Source organism: Streptomyces sp. NPDC043427 (genome assembly GCF_056436655.1).
This window is the reverse complement of sequence record NZ_JBWKCC010000003.1, coordinates 94,943-114,091: the sequence shown is the minus strand read 5'-3', so window position 1 is coordinate 114,091 and position 19,149 is coordinate 94,943. Positions and strand designations below refer to the sequence as shown.

At 71.0% G+C, this 19,149-nt stretch carries 20 protein-coding genes and 1 pseudogene; 11 read left to right on the top strand and 10 right to left on the bottom strand.

Annotated elements, in window-relative coordinates:
• Positions 1–12 precede the first annotated feature (12 nt).
• Positions 13–1,416 (bottom strand): Si-specific NAD(P)(+) transhydrogenase, encoded by a 1,404-nt coding sequence (gene sthA / locus AC067M_RS07815; protein WP_478696103.1) that lies wholly within the window; start codon positions 1,414–1,416, stop codon positions 13–15.
• 157 nt (positions 1,417–1,573) lie between these two features.
• Entirely contained in the window at positions 1,574–1,780 is a 207-nt protein-coding gene (locus AC067M_RS07810; RefSeq protein WP_478696102.1) for a hypothetical protein, read from the bottom strand.
• Between the two features lie 272 nt (positions 1,781–2,052).
• Here AC067M_RS07810 and AC067M_RS07805 point away from each other — a divergent pair, with 272 nt between their 5' ends.
• Positions 2,053–4,314, top strand: coding sequence for an MMPL family transporter (locus AC067M_RS07805; RefSeq protein ID WP_478696101.1), 2,262 nt, complete (start codon positions 2,053–2,055; stop codon positions 4,312–4,314).
• On the opposite strand, the gene AC067M_RS07800 is transcribed toward AC067M_RS07805, so the two are convergent.
• On the bottom strand, positions 4,274–5,371 hold the full coding sequence (locus AC067M_RS07800) for a PP2C family protein-serine/threonine phosphatase (protein WP_478696425.1): 1,098 nt from the start codon (positions 5,369–5,371) through the stop codon (positions 4,274–4,276). The genes AC067M_RS07805 and AC067M_RS07800 overlap by 41 nt on opposite strands.
• A gap of 243 nt (positions 5,372–5,614) precedes the next feature.
• On the opposite strand from AC067M_RS07800, the gene AC067M_RS07795 reads away from it, so the two are divergent.
• The 3 genes from AC067M_RS07795 to AC067M_RS07785 all read left to right on the top strand — a co-directional run bounded on the left by AC067M_RS07795 (position 5,615) and on the right by AC067M_RS07785 (position 8,477).
• Positions 5,615–6,544 (top strand): GNAT family N-acetyltransferase, encoded by a 930-nt coding sequence (locus AC067M_RS07795; protein WP_478696100.1) that lies wholly within the window; start codon positions 5,615–5,617, stop codon positions 6,542–6,544.
• 43 nt (positions 6,545–6,587) lie between these two features.
• Positions 6,588–6,926 (top strand): hypothetical protein, encoded by a 339-nt coding sequence (locus tag AC067M_RS07790; protein WP_478696099.1) that lies wholly within the window; start codon positions 6,588–6,590, stop codon positions 6,924–6,926.
• Positions 6,927–7,124: 198 nt separating this feature from the next.
• Positions 7,125–8,477 (top strand): S28 family serine protease, encoded by a 1,353-nt coding sequence (locus tag AC067M_RS07785; protein WP_478696098.1) that lies wholly within the window; start codon positions 7,125–7,127, stop codon positions 8,475–8,477.
• Here AC067M_RS07785 and AC067M_RS07780 read toward each other — a convergent pair whose 3' ends face one another.
• The gene (locus AC067M_RS07780) at positions 8,478–8,603 is read right to left on the bottom strand and encodes a hypothetical protein (RefSeq protein WP_478696097.1); all 126 of its coding nucleotides are present in this window, start codon (positions 8,601–8,603) and stop codon (positions 8,478–8,480) included.
• Positions 8,604–8,761: 158 nt separating this feature from the next.
• Positions 8,762–9,649 carry a Gfo/Idh/MocA family protein gene (locus AC067M_RS07775; protein WP_478696096.1) on the bottom strand — a complete coding sequence of 296 codons (888 nt, stop codon included), beginning with the start codon at positions 9,647–9,649 and terminating at the stop codon, positions 8,762–8,764.
• A gap of 419 nt (positions 9,650–10,068) precedes the next feature.
• Between AC067M_RS07775 and AC067M_RS07770 the strand changes: the two genes are divergently transcribed.
• Positions 10,069–10,734, top strand: coding sequence for a hypothetical protein (locus tag AC067M_RS07770; protein ID WP_478696095.1), 666 nt, complete (start codon positions 10,069–10,071; stop codon positions 10,732–10,734).
• A 91-nt stretch (positions 10,735–10,825) separates the two neighbouring features.
• Here AC067M_RS07770 and AC067M_RS07765 read toward each other — a convergent pair whose 3' ends face one another.
• Positions 10,826–11,251, bottom strand: coding sequence for a DUF6003 family protein (locus AC067M_RS07765; protein WP_478696094.1), 426 nt, complete (start codon positions 11,249–11,251; stop codon positions 10,826–10,828).
• Between the two features lie 239 nt (positions 11,252–11,490).
• On the bottom strand, positions 11,491–12,879 hold the full coding sequence (locus AC067M_RS07760) for a VCBS repeat-containing protein (RefSeq protein WP_478696093.1): 1,389 nt from the start codon (positions 12,877–12,879) through the stop codon (positions 11,491–11,493).
• 288 nt (positions 12,880–13,167) lie between these two features.
• Here AC067M_RS07760 and AC067M_RS07755 point away from each other — a divergent pair, with 288 nt between their 5' ends.
• From AC067M_RS07755 to AC067M_RS07745, 3 genes are all read left to right on the top strand, one after another.
• Entirely contained in the window at positions 13,168–13,836 is a 669-nt protein-coding gene (locus AC067M_RS07755) for a hypothetical protein (protein ID WP_478696092.1), read from the top strand.
• A 253-nt stretch (positions 13,837–14,089) separates the two neighbouring features.
• Positions 14,090–14,530, top strand: a complete 441-nt coding sequence (locus AC067M_RS07750; protein WP_478696091.1) for an ATP-binding protein — start codon at positions 14,090–14,092, stop codon at positions 14,528–14,530.
• A gap of 42 nt (positions 14,531–14,572) precedes the next feature.
• Positions 14,573–14,935, top strand: coding sequence for a hypothetical protein (locus tag AC067M_RS07745; protein WP_478696090.1), 363 nt, complete (start codon positions 14,573–14,575; stop codon positions 14,933–14,935).
• A gap of 39 nt (positions 14,936–14,974) precedes the next feature.
• Here the strand turns inward: AC067M_RS07745 and AC067M_RS07740 are convergent, their stop codons facing one another.
• Positions 14,975–15,283 (bottom strand): hypothetical protein, encoded by a 309-nt coding sequence (locus AC067M_RS07740; protein ID WP_478696089.1) that lies wholly within the window; start codon positions 15,281–15,283, stop codon positions 14,975–14,977.
• A gap of 391 nt (positions 15,284–15,674) precedes the next feature.
• Between AC067M_RS07740 and AC067M_RS07735 the strand changes: the two genes are divergently transcribed.
• Positions 15,675–16,493, top strand: coding sequence for an SAM-dependent methyltransferase (locus AC067M_RS07735; RefSeq protein WP_478696088.1), 819 nt, complete (start codon positions 15,675–15,677; stop codon positions 16,491–16,493).
• A 35-nt stretch (positions 16,494–16,528) separates the two neighbouring features.
• Here the strand turns inward: AC067M_RS07735 and AC067M_RS07730 are convergent, their stop codons facing one another.
• The gene (locus AC067M_RS07730; RefSeq protein ID WP_478696087.1) at positions 16,529–17,449 is read right to left on the bottom strand and encodes a helix-turn-helix domain-containing protein; all 921 of its coding nucleotides are present in this window, start codon (positions 17,447–17,449) and stop codon (positions 16,529–16,531) included.
• A gap of 111 nt (positions 17,450–17,560) precedes the next feature.
• Complete coding sequence (locus tag AC067M_RS07725) at positions 17,561–17,803, bottom strand: DUF397 domain-containing protein (RefSeq protein WP_478696086.1); 243 nt, start codon at positions 17,801–17,803, stop codon at positions 17,561–17,563.
• 157 nt (positions 17,804–17,960) lie between these two features.
• On the opposite strand from AC067M_RS07725, the pseudogene AC067M_RS07720 reads away from it, so the two are divergent.
• Positions 17,961–18,506: pseudogene (locus AC067M_RS07720) on the top strand (ATP-binding protein); the annotation flags it as partial.
• A 66-nt stretch (positions 18,507–18,572) separates the two neighbouring features.
• On the top strand, positions 18,573–19,118 hold the full coding sequence (locus tag AC067M_RS07715) for a hypothetical protein (protein ID WP_478696424.1): 546 nt from the start codon (positions 18,573–18,575) through the stop codon (positions 19,116–19,118).
• Positions 19,119–19,149 lie beyond the last annotated feature (31 nt).

The following is a 19,149-nucleotide window of genomic DNA, read 5'->3' as shown; positions in this document are numbered from 1 at the left end:
GTACGCGGCCGGTCAGTCCCCGATGTGGTCGAGCTGGCGCAGCTTGTTGGTGGCGTCCAGGGCGGCGACCTTGTAGGACTCCGCGAGCGTCGGGTAGTTGAACACCGCGTCGACCAGATAGTCGACCGTACCGCCGCATCCCATCACCGACTGGCCGATGTGGATCAGCTCGGTGGCCCCCGCACCGAAGCAGTGCACACCGAGCAGCGTGCGGTCCTCGGGGGAGACCAGCAGCTTGAGCATGCCGTGCGAGTCCCCGATGATCTGTCCCCGGGCGAGCTCCCGGTAGCGGGCGATCCCCACCTCGAACGGCACGCGGTCCTCGGTGAGCCGGTCCTCGGTCCGTCCCACGAAGCTGATCTCGGGAATGGTGTAGATGCCGATCGGCTGGAGGTTGTGCATCCGGCCGACCGGCTCACCACAGGCGTGGTACGCCGCCGCCCGCCCCTGCTCCATCGACGTCGCCGCCAGCGCCGGGAAACCGATGACGTCCCCGACGGCGTAGATGTGCGGCACCTGGGTCCGGTAGTACTCGTCGACCGCGATCCGCCCGCGCGGGTCCGCGGCCAGGCCCGCCCGGTGCAGGTCGAGTTCGTCGGTGAGCCCCTGCCGTCCCGCCGAGTACATCACCGCGTCCGCGGGGATCTTCTTGCCGCTCTCCAGCACCGTGAGCGCGCCCCGCGGATGCCGCTCCACCGCGGCGACGGTCTCCCCGAACCGGAAGGTGACCGCCAGATCCCGCAGGTGGTACTTGAGCGACTCGACGATCTCCACGTCGCACATGTCGAGCATCCCGGCCCGCTTCTCCACCACCGTCACTTTGCTGCCGAGGGCGGCGAACATGCTGGCGTACTCCATGCCGATCACACCGGCACCAACGATGACCATGGAGCGCGGCACCCGCTCGACCGTGAGGACGTTGTCCGAGTCCAGGATCGTCCGCCCGTCGAACTCCACGCTGTCCGGCCGGGCCGGCCGGGTCCCGGTCGCGATGACGATGTGCTCGGCCGTGATCAGCCGCTCATCGCCACCGTCCTCGCGCAGGGCCACGGTGTGGGCGTCGACGAAGCGGCCGGTGCCCGCGAACAGGGCGACGTGGTTGCGGGAGAGCTGGCTGCGGATGACGTCGATCTCCCGGCCGACGACGTGCCGGGTGCGGGCGGTCAGGTCGGCGACGGTGATGTCCTCCTTCAGCCGGTAGCTCTGCCCGTACAGATCGCGCTGGCTGAGACCGGTGAGGTAGAGCACCGCCTCACGCAGCGTCTTGGAGGGGATGGTGCCGGTGTGGAGGGAGACCCCGCCGACCATGTCGGGGCGGTCGACGACGGCGACCCGGCGGCCGAGCTTGGCCGCGGCGATGGCGGCCTTCTGACCCCCGGGGCCGGATCCGAGGACGAGCATGTCGAAGTCGGGCACCCTCCGGAGTCTGACAGGGCGCGGGCGCTCTCCGAAAGAGCGGAGCGGTGAACAATGGCTTCGCGAAGGCAGCCGTCAACTCACGGATGGCATAGAACAGTTGTGATCCGGACCGGCGGTCGCCCCCGCCCGCCGTCCGGATACACGACGAGCACTCCTAGGGCAGCAGTTTCTCGATGACGGCAGTTCCCTCCTCGGCCAGCTTGCGGCGGGCCCACTCGAGGTTGCGCGGGGTGATGTCCCGGCCGGTGGCGAGGACCACGTCCTCCGGCGACACCTCGGTGCCGGTCCGGGTGTGGAGCAGTTTGTCCGGGGTGGCGCGGTCCTGGGAGGGCTGGGACGCGTCGGGCTGTGACGTCGGCATGATCTCCGCTCCTCGGGTCGGAGGGCTGAATCGGCCCGGTACTGCCATCGGGCCCACTAACACCATTCATCGCGGCAGCGCGCCGTGCATCCGGAGGGCGGGCGGCCCCGCCCCCGGAGCCGTTCGCTCCGTCACTCGCAGGAGTACCTTCCCCGGCCGTTGAGTAACCTCCGCGAGGCCCCCGGACGCGCGGAACCCGAGATGCCGAGAAGATCAGGTCGACGTGTAATGGGGAGGTCGGGCGCCCGGCCCGGCAGAGAAGGCCGAGGCCAATGGCACGTATCCGCGTCAGCACAGGGGGAGCGGACAAGCCCGCCAAAGGGCGTCTGCGGCGGCTCGGCGAGTGGTGCGCCCACCACTTCCTCGTCGTGATCATCGCCTGGCTCGTCGCCCTGGTCGCCCTCCAGGTCCTCGACCGCACCTACGGCGGCAACTACGCCGACAACTTCCAGCTGTCCGACGTGCAGTCCACGAAGGGCCTCGACGTGCTGGAACAGCACGATCCGCAGGCCGGGGGCTACGGCAGCCAGATCGTGATGAACGACGCCGACAAGCCGCTGTCCTCGCTGAGCTCCCAGATGTCCACGACGGTCGGCGACCTCCAGAAACTGCCCCATGTGCTGTCGGCGCAGAACCCGCTCTCCCAGGCCCCGTCGAAGGTCGGCCCGGTCTCCAGCGACGGCAAGACCGGTTACATCACCGTCCGCTTCGACGTGCAGCCCTCCACCCTCGGCTCCGGCTACCTCGACGGCGTCGACCAGGCCGTCCAGCCGCTGCGCGCGGCCGGGGCCGACATCGAGTACGGAGGGCCGCTCGGCGAACTCGCCCGGCCCGCGGCGGACGACCGGGTCAGCGAGCTGATCGGCTTCGGCGTGGCCATCATCGTGCTGCTGGTCGGCTTCGGCAGCGTGATCGCGGCCGGACTGCCCCTGCTGACCGCGCTGATCAGCGTCGTCGCCGGTCTCGCCTGCCTCGGGCTGCTCGCCGCCGCGTTCACCTTCGCCACCGTCTCGCCGACCCTCGCCACCATGATCGGCCTCGGCGTCGGTATCGACTACTCCCTCTTCCTGCTCACCCGTCACCGGCAGGGCCTGATGGACGGCGCCGACCCGGTGCGGGCCGCGGGGCAGGCCACCGCCACCAGCGGACGCGCCGTGCTCGTCTCCGGCACCACGGTGATCATCGCGCTGGCCGGCCTGTACACGTCCGGGGTGAGCTTCATCGGCAACCTCGGCCTCGCCGCGGCCGTCACCGTGGTCTCCGCCGTCACCGGGGCCCTCACCCTGGTCCCCGCCCTGCTGGGGCTCATCGGCAGACATGTCGACCGCTACCACGTGCGCCGCCCCGTCGCCGAGACGGAGGCCGGCGGCGAGATCCCCCAGGGCACCTGGCACCGCTACGCGCAGCGCGTCGAACACCACCCGTGGCGCTACCTGTCGGCGGGCGTCGTCACCGTGGCGATCCTCGCCATCCCCCTCTTCTCCATCCAGCTCGGGCACATCGGCGACGGCGCCGACCCCACGTCCTTCACCGACCGGCGGGCCTACGACCTGATGACCGACGCCTTCGGCCCCGGCTCCAACGGGCCGCTCACCGTCGTCATCGACCAGACGAACGTGCCGTCCGACCAGCGATCCGCCCTCGCCTCGAAAGCCCAGCAGACCCTGAACTCCGCGCAGAACGCCGCCGAGGTCACCCCGCTGACGCCGACCGAGGACGGGGACATCCTGATCGCCACCGTCTACTCGACCAAGTCCCCGCAGAACGCCGTCACCACCGACCTCACGAACCGACTCGTCGACGACACCCTCCCCGACGCGGTCTCCGGCACCGACGCCAAGGGATACGTCACCGGTACCACCGCCGCCCAGGTCGACTTCCGCAACATCGTCGCGGGCCGGCTGCCCCTGATCATCGGTGTCGTCGTCGCCCTGGCCTTCCTGATCATCCTCGCCGTCTTCCGCGGCCTGCTCGTCGCCGTGAAGGCCGCCGTCCTCAACGTCCTGTCGATCGCGGCCTCGTACGGCGTCGTCGTGGCCGTCTTCCAGTGGGGCTGGGGCGGCCCCGCGCTGGGCGTCAACGGCAAGGTGCCCATCGAGAGCTATGTGCCGATGATGATGTTCGCGATCATCTTCGGCCTGAGCATGGACTACGAGATCTTCCTGCTCTCCCGCGTCCACGAGGCCTGGCTGCGCACCGGCGACGCCAAGGCGTCGGTCGCCCACGCCCTGGAGATCACGGCCCGCGTCATCACCTGCGCCGCCCTGATCATGATGAGCGTCTTCGCGGCCTTCATCATCAGCGACAACATCGTCGTCAAGATGCTCGGGCTCGGCCTCGCCGTCAGCGTCATCATCGACGCCACCGTCGTACGCCTGCTCATGGTGCCGGCCGTGATGACGCTGCTGGGAACGCATGCCTGGTGGACGCCCCGATGGCTGGACCGGATCCTTCCGCACATCGACGCCGAGGGGGACGACGACGGGCCCGCCGTCAGCGACGCGCAGGCGTCGGCGCGAGGACGAGCACCGTGACATCGTCGCGGATCTCCTCGCTGTACTCCCGCAGGTCGGCCCAGACACGGTCGGCCGTCGCGCCCGGGTCACCGTCGGCGAGCCCCGCCAGCCGGTCCAGGAGCGGATAGAAGACCCCGGCGGTGTTCCTGGCCTCCCACACCCCGTCGGAGGCCAGGAACAGCCGGTCACCGGCCCGCAACGGTACGCTCAGCCCGCCGTACGGAGTGATGTCGGGCAGGCCCAGACCCAGCGGCGGCCACGCCGTCACCTCGATCTCCTCGACCGTGCCGGCGCGCAGCAGCAGCGGCGGCGGATGCCCGCACACCACCATCCGCACCGCGCCCGCGTCCGGGGAGAACTCCAGCAGGACGGCCGTCGCGAACAGCTCGGCGTGGCGCACCCGCGCCGAGTCCACCACCAGCCGCCGGTCGAGCCGGCCCGCGACCGCCTCCAGGTCCGGCAGGTCCAGCACCGCCTCCCGGAACGCCCCGAGGAGCGAGGCCACCGTCGCCACCGCCGACAGTCCGTGCCCCTGTACGTCCCCCATGACGGCCCGCACGCCGTACGGCCCCTCGCGCACGTCGAAGAAGTCACCGCCCACGAGCGTCCCGCGCTGCGCCGCCTTGTACAGCCCGGCGCACCGCAGTGGCCCCACGCACTCGGGCACCGGCGGCGCCACCGCCCGCTGCGCGGCCTCGGCGACGGTGCGCTCGGTGGCCAACTGCACGTCCCGCCGGCTGCGCACGAACGACACGAACACGCTCAGCACGGCCACGAACGACACCGTCAGCAGGTCGGTGCTGCCCGGCCGGTCCAGCTGGAACGCCGGGACGTCGAGCATCACGATCACACCGGCACCCAGGAGGGCGGTCGCCACGGGACCGTACGACAGAACGGCCAGCGGAGGGATGGCTCCCAGCAGGAAGCCGATGTCCAGCGGGTCATGGCTGACCAGGGTGGCCACGCACACCCCCACGGCCAGCGCGACCGGGAGCACCCGCACCCAACGCGGCGGCGGCGCACCCCGCAGCCAGCTCCGCCGTTCCCGTTCCCGGTCGGCCGACAGGACGCGCATCCTTCCCACACCGTCCACGCTCCTCCTCCGCCCGGGCTCCCGCATGCGGGGCGCTTCCAGAAAACCGGTGGACGCCCGGGCCATGGTCTCCGTACGGTGTGACCGCACGCCCTGAGACCGACGGAAGGAGGCGAGTGCCATGCAGCTCACAGCATCCCAGCGCTCCCTCTCCGTTGCCCGGCGTGATGTGGTCTGACCTGACCGGGAGCGCTCCACGCAGCACGCATCCCGGAGGAAAGATCCATGACCGATCTGGTCATCCGCGCGCTCGACGAGCGCGATGTTCATCTCTTCGACGACCACGCCGACCCGCTGGGCGCCCGTGAGGCGCACCGGCTGGCCCGCTTCCGCCCCGACTGGAAGCGCGTGGCCCTGCGCGACGACCGCGTGGTCGCCCGCGCCGCCTGGTGGGGCGGCCCCGACGACACTGAACCCATGCACGTCGCCTGGTTCGACGTGGCGGAGGGCGAGGAGGAGGCGGGGGCCGAGCTCCTGCGCACCGCACCGTGGCAGGTCGACGTCGAAGTCAGCCTGCCCAGCGGCTGGCGTGACGTCCCGGAGCTGCGCGCCGCGGCCGAGGCACGCTTCGCCGCCGCCCGGGCCGCCGGGTACGAACTCCTGGTCGAACGCTTCATCTACCGCTGGACACCCGACTGCGGCCTCCCCGAACGGCCCGGCCGCCTGGTCTTCCGCCCGGAACCCGACGACGCGGTCTTCTTCGACGCACTGCGCCGCATCCACTCCGTCACCCTCGACATCCACTCCCAGCGGGCCAAGAAGGACGGCGGCCTCGACCGGGCCGCCCAGGAAGAGCTCGACTTCTTCCACTGGTGCCCCTCGCCGCGCGCGTGGTGGCAGGTGGCGCACACCCCGCAGGGCGAGTTCGTGGGCATCCACATCCCGGCGCACAATCCGTCGGGCCCGTGCATCGGCTTCATCGGCGTCGTGCCGGAGCAGCGCGGGCACGGCTACGCCTACGACCTGCTGACCGAGTGCACCCACTTCCTCGTCGAACGGGGAGCGGAGTTCATCGCCGGGGCGACGGACCAGGGCAACTTCCCCATGGCCGCGCACTTCGCGCGGGCCGGCCACCCCGTCGTACGCGAACGCGTCCACTTCGCGCTGCGGCGGGCCGCGGCCCGAACGGACGAAGGCGTTGTCAGTGCCGGGTGACATGCTGGCGCAGGCGTGATCGGCGGCGGAGGACGGAGGCCGTATGGCGTTCGCGGGGCAGGTCTGGCGCGTGTCCAGCGGTGAGCGGCGGGTCGGGGAGATCCTGATCGACGACGCCGACTTCCCGTGGTTGTCGGGCAGATTCGTCCCCGGCCCGGCGTACGACACCGTCGAGGCGCTGTTCGCCCGTGAACTCGCCCTGCTGGACGACGTCGACGACCACGTGGAGGAGTGGGAGGCGGCCTACGGCGAGATCCAGCGCCATGTCTCCCTGTCCTCACCGGACGGACCCGTCCCCGAGTTCCTCCTGCACATCAAGGGGGACCGGGCCTGGTTCCGGTGGAGCGACGAGCCGTTCGAGGACGACGAGACGGACGACTAGGGCGTCTTTCGCAACTCGCCCGAGTGCCGTCTGCCTCCTCCGCCGGTGCTGCCGGGGACACCCGGGTGTCTCTCCCCCTCACGGGGGAGGGGCTCCCCCCGCGCGCGGGATCTTCCGAGGGCGCCCGGCGGCTGTACTGGACGTACGGCCGGCGGCATACGACGCAGACCGGTCACCGTACGGGGAGGTTGACCCACCATGCGCACCTGGACCAGACGACGCGTGCTCCTGACGACGGCCACGGGGGCGGCCGGCCTGGCCGTCACGGCTCCGGCGCACGCAGCCGAGCGTGACCGTCCCGGGGACGACGACATCATGAACGCCCTGCGGGCGCTGCCCGGGCTGCGGGTGATCGAGGAACGGCCCGGCGCGGAGCCCGGATACCGCTTCTTCGTCCTCGGTCTGCGCCAGCCGATCGACCACGCCGACCGCACGGCCGGAACCTTCGAGCAGCGCCTCACCCTGCTCCACTCGGGCACCGACCGCCCGACCGTCCTGTTCACCACGGGATACGAAGCGGTGCTCACACCCCGGCGCACCGAAGCCACCGTCCTGCTGGGCGGCAACCAACTCCAGGTCGAGCACCGCTACTTCGGCGACTCACGCCCACCGACGGCCGACTACACCCACCTCACCGTCCGGCAGGCCGCCGACGACCACCACCGCGTCGTCCGGCTCTTCCGCACGCTGTACCCGGGCGCGTGGATCTCCACCGGCGGCAGCAAGGGCGGCATGGCGACCGTCTACCACCGTCGCTTCCACCCGCACGACGTGGACGGCACGGTGGCCTACTCCGCGCCCAACAACGTCGACGACCGCGAGGACTGCGCCTACTCCCGTTTCCTCGCACGCGTCGGCACCCCCGAGACCCGTGCCGCGCTGGAGCGGGCACAGCGCGAGGCCCTGCTGCGCCGCGCGGACCTGGTCGCCCGCTACGAGGCGTGGGCGGCCTCCCAGGGCGACACCTTCCGCATCGTCGGCGGCGCCGACAAGGCCCTCGAAGTCGCCGTCCTGCGCGCCCCGTTCATGTTCTGGCAGAACGGCGACGGGAAGGACGCCGCCGCCATTCCCGGCCCCGACGCCTCCACGGACGCGCTGTGCGCGTGGCTGGACGCCACCGCCCTGCTGCCCGTCTACGCCGACGCCGTCGCCCGGCACTACGTCCCGTACTTCTACCAACTCGGCACCGAACTCGGTTACTGGGACGCCCCCACCCACCACCTGGCCGGCCTCCTGCGCCACCCCGACGCCGCCCAGCCGCGCAGTTTCGTCCCGCGCGACATCCCGATGCGCTTCGACGCCACCGTCATGCCCGACATCGACCGCTGGGTCCGCCGCCACGGCGACCGCTTGCTCTTCCTCAACGGCGCCCAGGACCCCGCCGTCGCCGAACCCTTCCACCCCGGCGGCCGAGACTCCCGCACCCTGTGGGCCCCGGACGCCCACCACCACGTCACCTTCGACGCACTCACCGCGGCCGACCGCGCGTACGCGACCGCCACGCTGAAGCGCTGGGCGGGCCATCCCGCGCCACGCGGCGTGGATCGGTAGTCACCGGGTGTCTGCGGCGACATGGTCGGTGCCCAGCACGGTGAGTAGGGCGAGTTTCCCGTGGCTCTTCGTACCCGGCGTCGCGGTGAACAGGAGCAGCGACCGGCCCTGGTCCGGCTCGAGCACGAGCTGGCAGTCAGCAGGCTGTCCGCCAGGTCCGCCGCGGGGGAGCCGGGCCCGTCCCGGGTGACAGCCGCGCGCAGCAGCGCGACGTCGGTCCGGCTGGTGTGGTCGTACTCGTCGGGGCGCTGCGCTGGGCACAGGCCTCGCTCGGATCCCTCGGCTCAGCCCACGTCCGTGGCCAGCAGTGTCTCGGCCGAGGCGAGGATCTCGGTGACCCTCAGGCCGAACGCGGCGTCGGCGGGGTGAGCGCGGCCGGTGTCGGCGGCGGTCAACAGGGCGTCCGCGGCGCGGTGGAGGGCGGGGACGACACCGTCCGAACTCTCCGGCAGGAGTGTCACTCCGGCCTCGCCGCGCAGTTCCACGGCGGCGCCCGCCGCGGCCGGCGGGGCGGTCAGGCTCAGCGTGAGAGAGCTCGTGGCACCCTCGGCGTGCTCGATGACCAGGTGGGCGGTGTCCCCGGGGCCGTGCGCGGCGGCCGCCACCCGCCGGGCGTCACCGAGGACCGGCAGCAGTACGGACAGGGCGTGCGGGCCCACGTCCCACAGCGCACCCTTCTCCCGCCGCCACGGCGAGTCCGCGAACGGGCTGTCACTGGTGAACACCGAGCCCAGCCACTGTGCCCGCGCCGTGAACCAGCCGCCGACCCGAGCCTGTTCGTCGATCCACTCCTCCGTCTCGCGCTGGAAGCGGGTCGTGAAGAACACCACCGAGGCGACCCCGGCCTCCCGCGCCGCCTCGACCACCGTCCGCCCCTCCTCGACCGTCGCCGCGAGGGGCTTGTCCAGCAGCAGATGGCAGCCCACCCGCGCGGCCCGCACCGCGAGCTCGGCCTGGACGGCGGGCGGCAGCGCCATGGCCACGGCCTCCACGTCGCCGAGGAGCGCGTCGACGTCGTCGTAGGCACGCACACCGTGCGCCGCGGCCAGCTCTTTGGCGGCCTCCGGGCGACGACCCCACACTCCGGCGAAGTCGAGTCCGTCGTGCCCGCTCAGGGCGGGTGCGTGGGCCATCTGGGCCCAGGGCCCGGTGCCGAGCAGTCCGATGCGCATGCCGCCGCCTCTCGTAAGAACCCGCGTCGGCCGGAGCGGTGCGCCACCGGCCGTGGCGAGCGTCGCACATCGACCGGGTGACCACGCAACCCCTCGCGCCGGACCGAGGAAGACAGCGGCGACTCAGTGGTCGCAGGGACAGGCCGGAGCGCGTCTCCGCGCCTCCCGCGCATCACCAGCAGAACTCCGCCTGCGGGAACGGGGACGACGCAGCTGGTGCTGGTGGGTGTCGGCAGGAGCGGCGAACCACCCTCGTGCTTGCGGGGACGACACCACTGTGCCGTCGACTGGCCCGCAGGCGCTCGGAACCAGTGACCTGAGTCAGAGGTTCTCCGTCAGTCTCGAGGCCACCTGCGGCAGTCCCAACGTGGAAGCCGGCGGCACCGGCGTCAGGCTGCCCGCGGAGGTCGCCGGTGGGAATGTCGTTGCTGTACGAGGTCCTGGAACCGCTGCCGGACGCGGAGAGCGCCCTGCGTCGCGCACGCGAGCTCCTGCGAGAGTTCGCCGACTGGGTGGACGACCCGGAAATCCCCGAGATCGGCCCGGTCGTCACGGCGGAGCAATACGCTCACGCGATCACGTTCTTTCGCGAGGGCTGGTTCATGACACATGCCGGTCGTCGGTTTCCGGAGACGGGCCTGGAGGACTTCTGGACGCGGCTGCACGCGCTGGGCGTGCCCCGCGGCGAGAGTCCGTTCGAGGTCCAGGTGGAGCTGACACCCGAACTCGCGGGGCTGTGGCCGCTTCCGGCGGAGATGTGCCTGCAACCCTTGCGGGATGCCTGCCTGCCACTCGAGCTCTCCCCCCTGCACAGCTGCGGGGAAGCCGACATCGACGCCCTGGTTGCGGACGTCGGCCCGCTGTCCTTCGACGTGCGCTGGTACGCCGGGCTGCGCGGACTGCCCTCCAGCAAGCTGTGCGGTGTCCAGCTGTGCCTCAACAGTGTCTGGACCTCCCAGTGCGCCGAACCGGCCCAGGGCATTCACGGTGTCTACCTCTCCATCGGGACCAGGAACCGGGACGTGCAGGAGGAGTGGCTCGCGGCCACCGGCCTGGCTCTCGGCGAGGCACTGCTGGGCTGGTAGCTCGCCGACCAGGTCACTCAGCAGATCCGCCGTATACAGCCAGGCCCGTACCGGGTGCGTGAGGCCGGACGGAGCTGAGGCCGCCGCGTCGTCAGCCGCCCGCCGCGGCAGTCACCGTCGCGGGATCCACTCCGGTCAGTTCGACGATGCGGTGCGGTGGCACGCCGGCGGCCAGTGAGCGTCCGATCAGGCCGTCCCTGCCGTCCGCGCAGTCACGGTAGGCGAGCAGCTCCTCCTCGACCCGAGCGAGCGGCTCGGGTGCCATCCGGTGGCGGATCCGGCTCAGTTCCTCGTCGCTGAGTGGGACGGGCAGCCGTTCCACTCCCTCGGGCATGTTCGCTGTCTCCTCCGGTGGCAGCAGGCGCAGGTGCGGGGAGTTCTGCGGGGTTCCGTGGGCGTCCAGCCACGCGAGTACCGCGGGAGTCTCCATGCACGCCAGATCACCGACGGCGGCGGGGACCACACCGAGCGGCGCAGACGCGTCCTCAAGCAGGAACAGGTAGGCGTCGTCGGTCATCATCGGCTCCTTGTCCACGGGGGCTGATCGACGTCCCATTACCCCACCGCGCCCGGATTACCGCCGGTTCACCGTGCCGAGTCACCGTTTCTGGACAGGGCTCTGCGCGGCCATCGTTCGGCCGGCTCTCTTCCCATGTCACCATCATCGGAATCGTGAGACCGGAACACTTCCCGCATCAGCTGGACGGCGGCGCTGTGGGAGCAGCGCGCGGGAGCCGGGCGCCGATCCGGCCGCCGTTATCCCAGCTCCCGGCCGAACGCTGCCTTCGCGTACGGCGCGCCGATCGACTTCGGCCCGATGACGGTCGCCGCATCCGTCACGATGCCCGTCGGCCGGCCGCGCAGTATCCAGACCGCTCCATTTCCGCCGTCCTCGCCCGTAGCCGCCGTGGCCAGGTCGGCGTACCCGTTGCCGTTGATGTCGAGGAATGCGACCTGCGCGCCGAAGGCGTCGCCGGGCTCGGCCGTGCCCGGTACGCCGGCCGTGTCCTGGGTGAAGGCCTGGGCGCCCCGGCCCGTCAGCCCGGCCCGGCTGCCGCACAGGACGACGACAGCGCCCGCTCGGTCGTCGTAGCCGAGCTCCTTGCCGGGGACGCCGACCGCGAGCTCGTCGATGCCGTCGCCGGTGACGTCGCCGGCGGACAGGGCCGCACCGAAGCCGTCGTTGGTCTCGGTCGCTCCGGGCACACCCGGCGTGTCCTGGGTGTACGACTTCCACGTGCTGCGGGGACGGACCCCGGACGCCGAGCCGTAGGCCACCGTGACCGTCGAGTCGTTGGCGAAGCCGACGGCCACGTCGTCGTGGCCGTCGCCGTTCAGGTCGCCCAGGGCGACGCCGCCGTCACCGCTGGGGATGGTGTCGCGGCGGTACTTCAGGCCCGAGGCGGAGCCGGTGTAGAAGTCCGTGCAGTAGTTGCCGTCCCCGCAGTACGTGTTGAGCGCGAGCTCGTCCCGGCCGTCGCCGTTCACGTCCCCGGTGGTGCCGTCCTTGACGTCGACGTACTGGAGGTGGGCGGGGTCCAGGGCGCTGGTACGGGCGGGGGTGCCGGAGCGGCCGACGGGGCCGGTCCACACCGTGGCGGTGGTGCCGAGCGGGTCGTCGCCCGGTGAGTCGCCGGTGCGGAACAGGGCGAGGTCGAGCCGGCCGTCGCCGTCGAAGTCGCCGGTCACCGTGAGCGAGGCGGGGATGGACAGACCGCCGCCGGACAGGCCCCGCGGCCCGCCCCACACCACGACCGCGTCACCCGTCCGGGTCGCGACCCCGACGACCAGGTCCGCGTACCCGTCCCCGTTCACGTCGCCCTTGGAGATCTGAGTGCCGAAGCCCTGGCCCTTGACCGGGCTGCCCGGAATGCCGCCCGTGGCACGGCTGATGACGGTCCGTCGGCTGCTGGAGAGCCCGTGCGGTCCGCCGTACGTCACCGCCACGTAGCCCGCCCTGCTCTGCCCGCCGACGGTGGCTCCCGGGGCGCCGACGGCGAGGTCGGCGTACCCGTCGCCGTTGAAGTCGTCGCGGACGGGCACCCGGGGCGCGGCCTGCGCGCTGCCGGACAGGTCCGCCGGTACCGCGCCCAGCGCGAGCAGGCCCGCCACCAACGGCACGGCCCAACGGGTGGATGAACTCATGGATACCACGCGGAGACCCCCTCGTTACGGCTGCACCGTCACTCCACAAGACTCTTCACCGTGCCCAGGAGTTGTAGCCGACTCACCCCCCAACGTGGTGATCAACCAACGACCCGTCCGGGCTGAGGACGCACAGGTACGCGCTCCGCCGACTTCGTGCGGAGGAGGGCGGCTTGTGCCTGTGTCACGACCCGGCAACGACGCGGTGACCGCGGCAACCGCCGATTGGCTGGAAATCGTTTGTGCCTGCGACAGTCACTGCCATTGCCACACGCTGAAAGGATCACCATGGCGATCTCTACGAAGTCCGGCCGGCACAGACCCGGCACCGTTCTCCGTACGACCGTGATCAGCGCCTCCGTTGCCCTCCTCGCGGTGGTGCTCACGGCCTGCAACGGAGACGGGACCTCGACGGCAAAGCCGGGCGGCAGCGGTGCGGGGACCGGTTCCCCGACCGTCGGTGCGAAGCCCGCGGGCAAGCCCACGACGGGCACGGGCAGCGGCGGATCGTCGTCTTCCGCGGACCCTCAGCCCGTCTCCTCCCCGTCGGCTCCGGCACCGGCGCCGGCCGAGCCGGCCGCCTCCGGCGGCACGGACGGCGACGACGGGTGCGACCACAAGATGCCCATCTCGCCCGATGAGGTGGCGGTCTACCGCTACACCCCCGAAGGGGGCTCCCTGAGTCTCATCGTCAAGCACGGCAACTGGGGCTGCGCCCCTGCGGACTCCGACGGCGCGCCCTTCGAGACGGTGGGCAAGGAGACTTACATTCCCATGGACCAGGCGGCGTATGTCACCGTCACCAACCCCATTGTGGAGAGCACCGACAACCAGCACATCGGTGTCCAGGAGTTCCTCGACTGGCTGGAAGCCCACCCGAACAGCGGACTGGTGTTCAAGTACCACCTGGGCGCCGATGGGGCGATCGACCGTCTGGACGAGGAGTTCACACCCTGAGCCGCCATGACGGCACGGCGTTCGTCACGGCTGGTTCCGCCGACACCCACCCCTGATGCCCGGCGGGCGCTGTGCGGGGCGCCGCAGCTCCGGGCCACCGGCATCGACGAACTGGCCCGCTACGTCGGCCCCGTCCCATTCCGAGGTGTCGATGGCTGCCCTGGAGGGGTGTCCTCGTGTCTGTTGAGGCGGGTGCGGGGTACACGGTGCATGCACGTGCTTTTGTGTGGACGGAGGAGAGGAGGTCCGGGCGGTGGCGGTGAAGGCGATGGGGTGGGCGCACTCGTTCCCCATGTCCGAGGGAGTGCGCGCCGGGCGGGAGTGGACACGCAGGCGTCTCAAGTCCCTGCCCTGGGCCGCTGCCGAGCCGGACAAGGTGGACACCATCGTGCTGGCGGTGTCGGAGCTGATCACCAATGCGCACATCCACGCCCACAGTGACGCGCACCTGGTCCTCGCGTGGGACGGCGACTGCCTTCATGTGAGCGTGCACGACGAGGACCCGACGCTGCCGCGCCAGCGCGAACCGGAGCCGGGGGACGTCTCCGGCCGCGGAGTGGCAATCGTGCGGAAGCTCGCCGATGAGTGGGGGATGAGGTGCCAGCGGCACGGCAAGACGGTGACGGCATGCTTCCGCCCCGCCGATGCCGATGCCGATGTCGGCATCGACCGGCATGGCGGCAGCAGCAGTTGAGTTCTGCTCACCGGTGAAGCCCGCCCCTTGAGAAGAGGTGTCGTGTACCTGGCACGAGGATCGAGTGACGACCCCTATGTCTGGCTCTGGGTCCTGGGCGCCGTCGCGCTGTACACGCTGATCAGCTACGGGCTGACATACCGCGCCCGCGCCCGGCGCGGTTCCGCGCATCCGGCTCGTGACGCCCTGCACGACCTCAAGGACCGGGAGGATCCCCAGCCGCCCGAGAACCGCTTCGTCAGCCGCGTGATCATGCTGTGCGGAGCGGGGCTCACCGGTCTGGTCGCCTTCCTGACCAGTGGCGCCGTGCGGATCCTGGCGGTCGGGATCGCGGCCGTAGTGGCGGTGACTGCGTGGGCGTACTACGACCACCGCACGGAAAGACGCGCCTCAGCGCAGCGATGACGCACGGCTCGGGTGCCCTCAAAGGGCGGACGAGGGCCGTCACCCTTCTGAGGCGGCCTCCCGGATCAGCGGCTCGAACTCCCGCCGGACGTAGGCGTCGAACGGCGCCGTCAACGCGCCGTCGATCACCCGTCGTACCCGGTGCTCCGCAGCGAACTCCTTGATCGCTGCGCGTGCGTCCGGCTCCACGCCCCCGCCAATGATCAGCACCCCGAACTTCTCGGTCTCCAACAGCTTCCGAGCCTCCTCGTCGGTGCTCACTCCCTCCGCGTCAAAGCCGTCCGCGTGCAGCGTGGCCAGCACCTCCATCACCCTGGCAGGCATCCTTCCCAGCACCAGCGTCCTCATGGCGTTTCCTTTCCGGTACGTCGACATCGGCGCACCCGAAGCTAGAAGCTCAACCGGACTTCAGGTCAAGCGTCGGAGAGCGGGGCAGTTTCAGCAGCCTGAAGACCCGGCCGTACAGGGGCTGTGAGTCCTCACCGACGGCCTGGATGCCGGCCAAGTCCCCGGTCGTGGTGCCGATTCCGGGCGTCGGCCGCCCCTGGACGATCCGCGACTGCGCCGCCGCGCCCGACCTCACCCGCGGAGGAGCTCGCGACGCTCGACGCCGCCTGAACTTTGCGCCCCCATGGGCGTGTTGCCGTGCCAACGGACTGGAACGGACGAACATCGAGTTCCTAGGATGTACGCTCAGCCATGCCAGTCCAGTTGGCGCGGCACGGAGCTGGGGGAGCGAATGCACTCGGAGAAGCGGCTGTCCACGAAGATCGACGCCAACGTGCCGACGGCAGCGCGCATGTACGACCACTACCTGGGCGGCAAGGACAACTACGCGGCCGACCGCGCGGCCTGCGAGGAGCTCGACAAGGTCGTCCCCAGCACCCGCCGCCTGGCCGTGAACAACCGGCGCTTCCTCCAGCGGGTCGTCAGGATCCTGACGCAGGAGTACGGCATCCGGCAGTTCCTGGACCACGGCTCCGGCCTGCCCACCCAGGACAACGTGCACCAGGTCGCCCAGAGCATCGACCCCACCGCGCACGTCGTCTACGTGGACAACGACCCGATGGTGCTGGTGCACGGCCGTGCCCTGCTGGAACAGGACGAGCGCACCACCGTCATCCACGCCGACATGCGGGAGACGGACGCCATCTTCTCCCACCCCGACACCCAACGGCTGATCGACTTCAGCCAGCCGGTCGCCGTGCTGTTCAACTCCGTCTTCCACTGCATCCCGGACAGCGACACCGACGGACCGTCGGCCGTGGTCAAACGGGTGACCGAACGGCTCGCGCCCGGCAGCTACCTGTTGATGTGTCAGCTTGTCAGTGAGGACGCCGAGGTGCGCGAGTTCGTCACGAACTTCATGGACCAGGCGACGCAGGGCCACTGGGGGCGTGTGCGTCAGGAGAAGGACGTCGAGGCGCTGTTCGACGGTCTGGACATCCTCCCTCCCGGGCTCGTGGAGGTGTCCACCTGGCGCCCGGACAATGAGGTGGCACCCCGTCAGCTCACCCAGGAATGGATCGAGTTCGGCGGCGTGGGCCGCCTTCCGTAGTCCTCCGTGGGCCCTAGATGGACCGTCGTCCTGAGTCACTGCGCGGGATAGCGCGACCTCATCGTCTCGCGCAGCAGACTCAGCGACTCGCGCGGGTTGAGCGCCTCGTCGGCCAGCCGGTCCAGGGCGAGGCGGTACTCCTCCGTCTCGTCCCGGTCCTCGAGGAAGTTGGCGCTCCTGATGTGCTCGAGGTAGACGACGTCGGGAAGGTCGAGGCCACCGAAGCGGAGATAGGTGACCGGTATGGCGGGCGCCGAGGCGTTCGTGACGTCCAGGGGAACGACCTGCACGGTCACATTGGGGCGGCGGGCCATCTCGATCAGATGCGCGAGCTGCTCCCGCATGACGTCCTTGCCGCCGAGCACCCGCAGCAGGACCGACTCGTCGACGACCGCCCACAGTCGCGGCGCGTCCGCCCGGGTCACCAACTCGGCCCGGCGCATGCGAAGTTCGATCCGGCGCTGCACCTCACCGGCGGGCGCGTTCGGCAGCCCCCGCTCCACCACCGCCCGTGTGTAGGCGGCGGTCTGCAACAGGCCGGGGACGTACTGGATCTCGAAGGTGCGGATGGTGGCGGCCGCCTCCTGGAGCCCCACCAGCCGGTCGAACCACTCGGGCATCAGACGCTTGTCGTAGCGCTGCCACCACCCCGGCTCACCGGCCCGCTGCAGCAGCTTGATCAGCACCGAGGTCTCGTAGGCATCGGTGCCGTACAGCTCCAGCAGGGCCCGCACGTCCCGCTCCGTCGGAGGGCGACGGCCCTTGCCGGACTCGATGCGGGAGAGCTTCGCCCCGCTGAAGCCGAGCGCGCGTGCCGCCTGGTCCTGGGAGAGGCCCGCGTCCTCGCGGAACCCCGCCAGTTGGACGCCGACCAGCATCTTCAGCAGGGTGGGCGCGGGTTCGGGCCGGTCGAGGTACGACTCGAGGCGCGAGATGCGAGGCGACGCGGCGGACATCATGGCTCCCCGGAGACAGGCAGACGTGAGAAAAACTCTATCTCACTCGGCGAACCTTCACCGTATCCCCCCGTGACCACACCGGAGTTGGCCGTCGCGTGACCGCGCGGCTCACCCGTTGCCCCGCATCAGATGGTCGAACTCTCCGTCCTTGACGCCGGCCAGGAAGGCCGTGATCTCGGCCGGCGTGTAGACGAGCGCGGGTCCGTCGGGATCGCGGGAGTTGCGCATCGCTATGTCCCCGCCGGTCAGGGCGGCGACCTCGACACAGTTCCCCTCGGCGTTGCTGTGCCGAGTCTTGATCCAGCAGGCGTCCAACGAGCTCGCCCGCACCCCGTTCCGCACTGGTGGCACCGCAGTCTCCTTGCCGTTCGTGTTCCGTGCCGCGCGCTCGGCTGAATTTCGCGCAATTTCCCGTGCAATTGCACGCGAGCATCGTTGGCGTGGATAATAGCTGCGGCGTCAACCCCCGCGTTGCCGTCCCATCCTGACGTCGCATCAGGGAGATGTCGTGTCGTCGCCTGCGTACCATGCGCCCCGTTCGCCCAGTGAAGGTGTGCCGAGGGCGGGTGGGGACGGCACGGACCGCGCCCCACTGCGCGCGGTCCTGACGGCCGACGCGGAAGCGGAAGAGGAACCCGGCCCGGAAGACGGCGACGCGCCGCCGCCCTCCGTCGTCTCCGCCGATCTGCGCATCAGCTGCGACCGGCAGGGCTTCGCCCTGGGCCGCGCCTTCACGCGCGGCATCCTGTGCCAGTGGTCGCTCGAGCATCGCGAGGACGACGCGATGCTCGTGATGGGCGAACTGGCCGCCAACGCGGCCGAACACGCGGCGCCACGTGTTCCCGGTGGCATGCCGACGGTCCGGCTCGGCCTCGCGGTCACCCCGGGCCACCTGCTGCTCACCGTTTCCGACGACATCGACAGCCCACCCGTGCCCGCGGCCTCGGCCGAGGCCGAGGCCGAGGCATGCGAACTGGACGAGCACGGAAGAGGCCTGGCCATCGTCGAGGCCCTGTCCGTCGGGTGGGGCTGGACGCCCAGACGCCCCGCGGGCAAGACCGTCTGGGCCATGCTGTCGATCCGTCCCACACCCGACACAACCGTGGAAGGGTCCACCGACATGCGCCCCGCTCCGAACGGAAAGCCGAGCACCCAGCGCACGGACCACGACGCGCCCGCCAAGGGGCCGGCACGGACCACGCCCCTGATGACGCTCGGGCAGGTGCCCTGGAGCGAGATCAAGGACTCCACCGGCTCCGCGGCCGCCATCCCCCTCCTCCTCCACAGCGTGGCCTGGGGGGACCCGCAGACCGCCCGGACCGCGCTCACCGAACTGCGCAGCCGCATCTGCCAGTACGGCTTCGTGGTCGAGCAGGCCACCCCCGCGACCGTCCCCTTCCTGTGGGAGCTCGCGCAGCTGCCCCATGTGACGTGCCGCCCGCAGATCATCCAGCTGCTCAGGAGCATCGCCGACGCCCGGCAGTGGGAGAGCACCGCCGCCGTCTACCCGAAACTGCTCAACCGCCGCGAGAACCACGTCGTGTGGGAACGCGCGGCCCGACGGGCCGTCCGCGACCGGCGCGGAGTCCTGCCACGGCTGCTCGCCGAGGACGACGCGGAGGTCACGCGCGCGACCGCGGAGCTGGCCCGCGCACTGGGGGAGTGAGACCCCCGGAAGTGGCCTGAATTCGGGGGCG

What these genes read in the sequence shown, in the direction of transcription:
- AC067M_RS07810 (WP_478696102.1), bottom strand. Translation starts at nt 1,780, where the DNA reads ATGCCGACGTCACAGCCCGACGCGTCCCAGCCCTCCCAGGACCGCGCC.
- AC067M_RS07805 (WP_478696101.1), top strand. Translation starts at nt 2,053, where the DNA reads ATGGCACGTATCCGCGTCAGCACAGGGGGAGCGGACAAGCCCGCCAAA.
- AC067M_RS07800 (WP_478696425.1), bottom strand. Translation starts at nt 5,371, where the DNA reads ATGCGCGTCCTGTCGGCCGACCGGGAACGGGAACGGCGGAGCTGGCTG.
- AC067M_RS07795 (WP_478696100.1), top strand. Translation starts at nt 5,615, where the DNA reads ATGACCGATCTGGTCATCCGCGCGCTCGACGAGCGCGATGTTCATCTC.
- AC067M_RS07790 (WP_478696099.1), top strand. Translation starts at nt 6,588, where the DNA reads ATGGCGTTCGCGGGGCAGGTCTGGCGCGTGTCCAGCGGTGAGCGGCGG.
- AC067M_RS07785 (WP_478696098.1), top strand. Translation starts at nt 7,125, where the DNA reads ATGCGCACCTGGACCAGACGACGCGTGCTCCTGACGACGGCCACGGGG.
- AC067M_RS07775 (WP_478696096.1), bottom strand. Translation starts at nt 9,649, where the DNA reads ATGCGCATCGGACTGCTCGGCACCGGGCCCTGGGCCCAGATGGCCCAC.
- AC067M_RS07770 (WP_478696095.1), top strand. Translation starts at nt 10,069, where the DNA reads ATGTCGTTGCTGTACGAGGTCCTGGAACCGCTGCCGGACGCGGAGAGC.
- AC067M_RS07765 (WP_478696094.1), bottom strand. Translation starts at nt 11,251, where the DNA reads ATGACCGACGACGCCTACCTGTTCCTGCTTGAGGACGCGTCTGCGCCG.
- AC067M_RS07760 (WP_478696093.1), bottom strand. Translation starts at nt 12,879, where the DNA reads ATGAGTTCATCCACCCGTTGGGCCGTGCCGTTGGTGGCGGGCCTGCTC.
- AC067M_RS07755 (WP_478696092.1), top strand. Translation starts at nt 13,168, where the DNA reads ATGGCGATCTCTACGAAGTCCGGCCGGCACAGACCCGGCACCGTTCTC.
- AC067M_RS07740 (WP_478696089.1), bottom strand. Translation starts at nt 15,283, where the DNA reads ATGAGGACGCTGGTGCTGGGAAGGATGCCTGCCAGGGTGATGGAGGTG.
- AC067M_RS07735 (WP_478696088.1), top strand. Translation starts at nt 15,675, where the DNA reads ATGCACTCGGAGAAGCGGCTGTCCACGAAGATCGACGCCAACGTGCCG.
- AC067M_RS07730 (WP_478696087.1), bottom strand. Translation starts at nt 17,449, where the DNA reads ATGTCCGCCGCGTCGCCTCGCATCTCGCGCCTCGAGTCGTACCTCGAC.
- AC067M_RS07715 (WP_478696424.1), top strand. Translation starts at nt 18,573, where the DNA reads ATGCGCCCCGCTCCGAACGGAAAGCCGAGCACCCAGCGCACGGACCAC.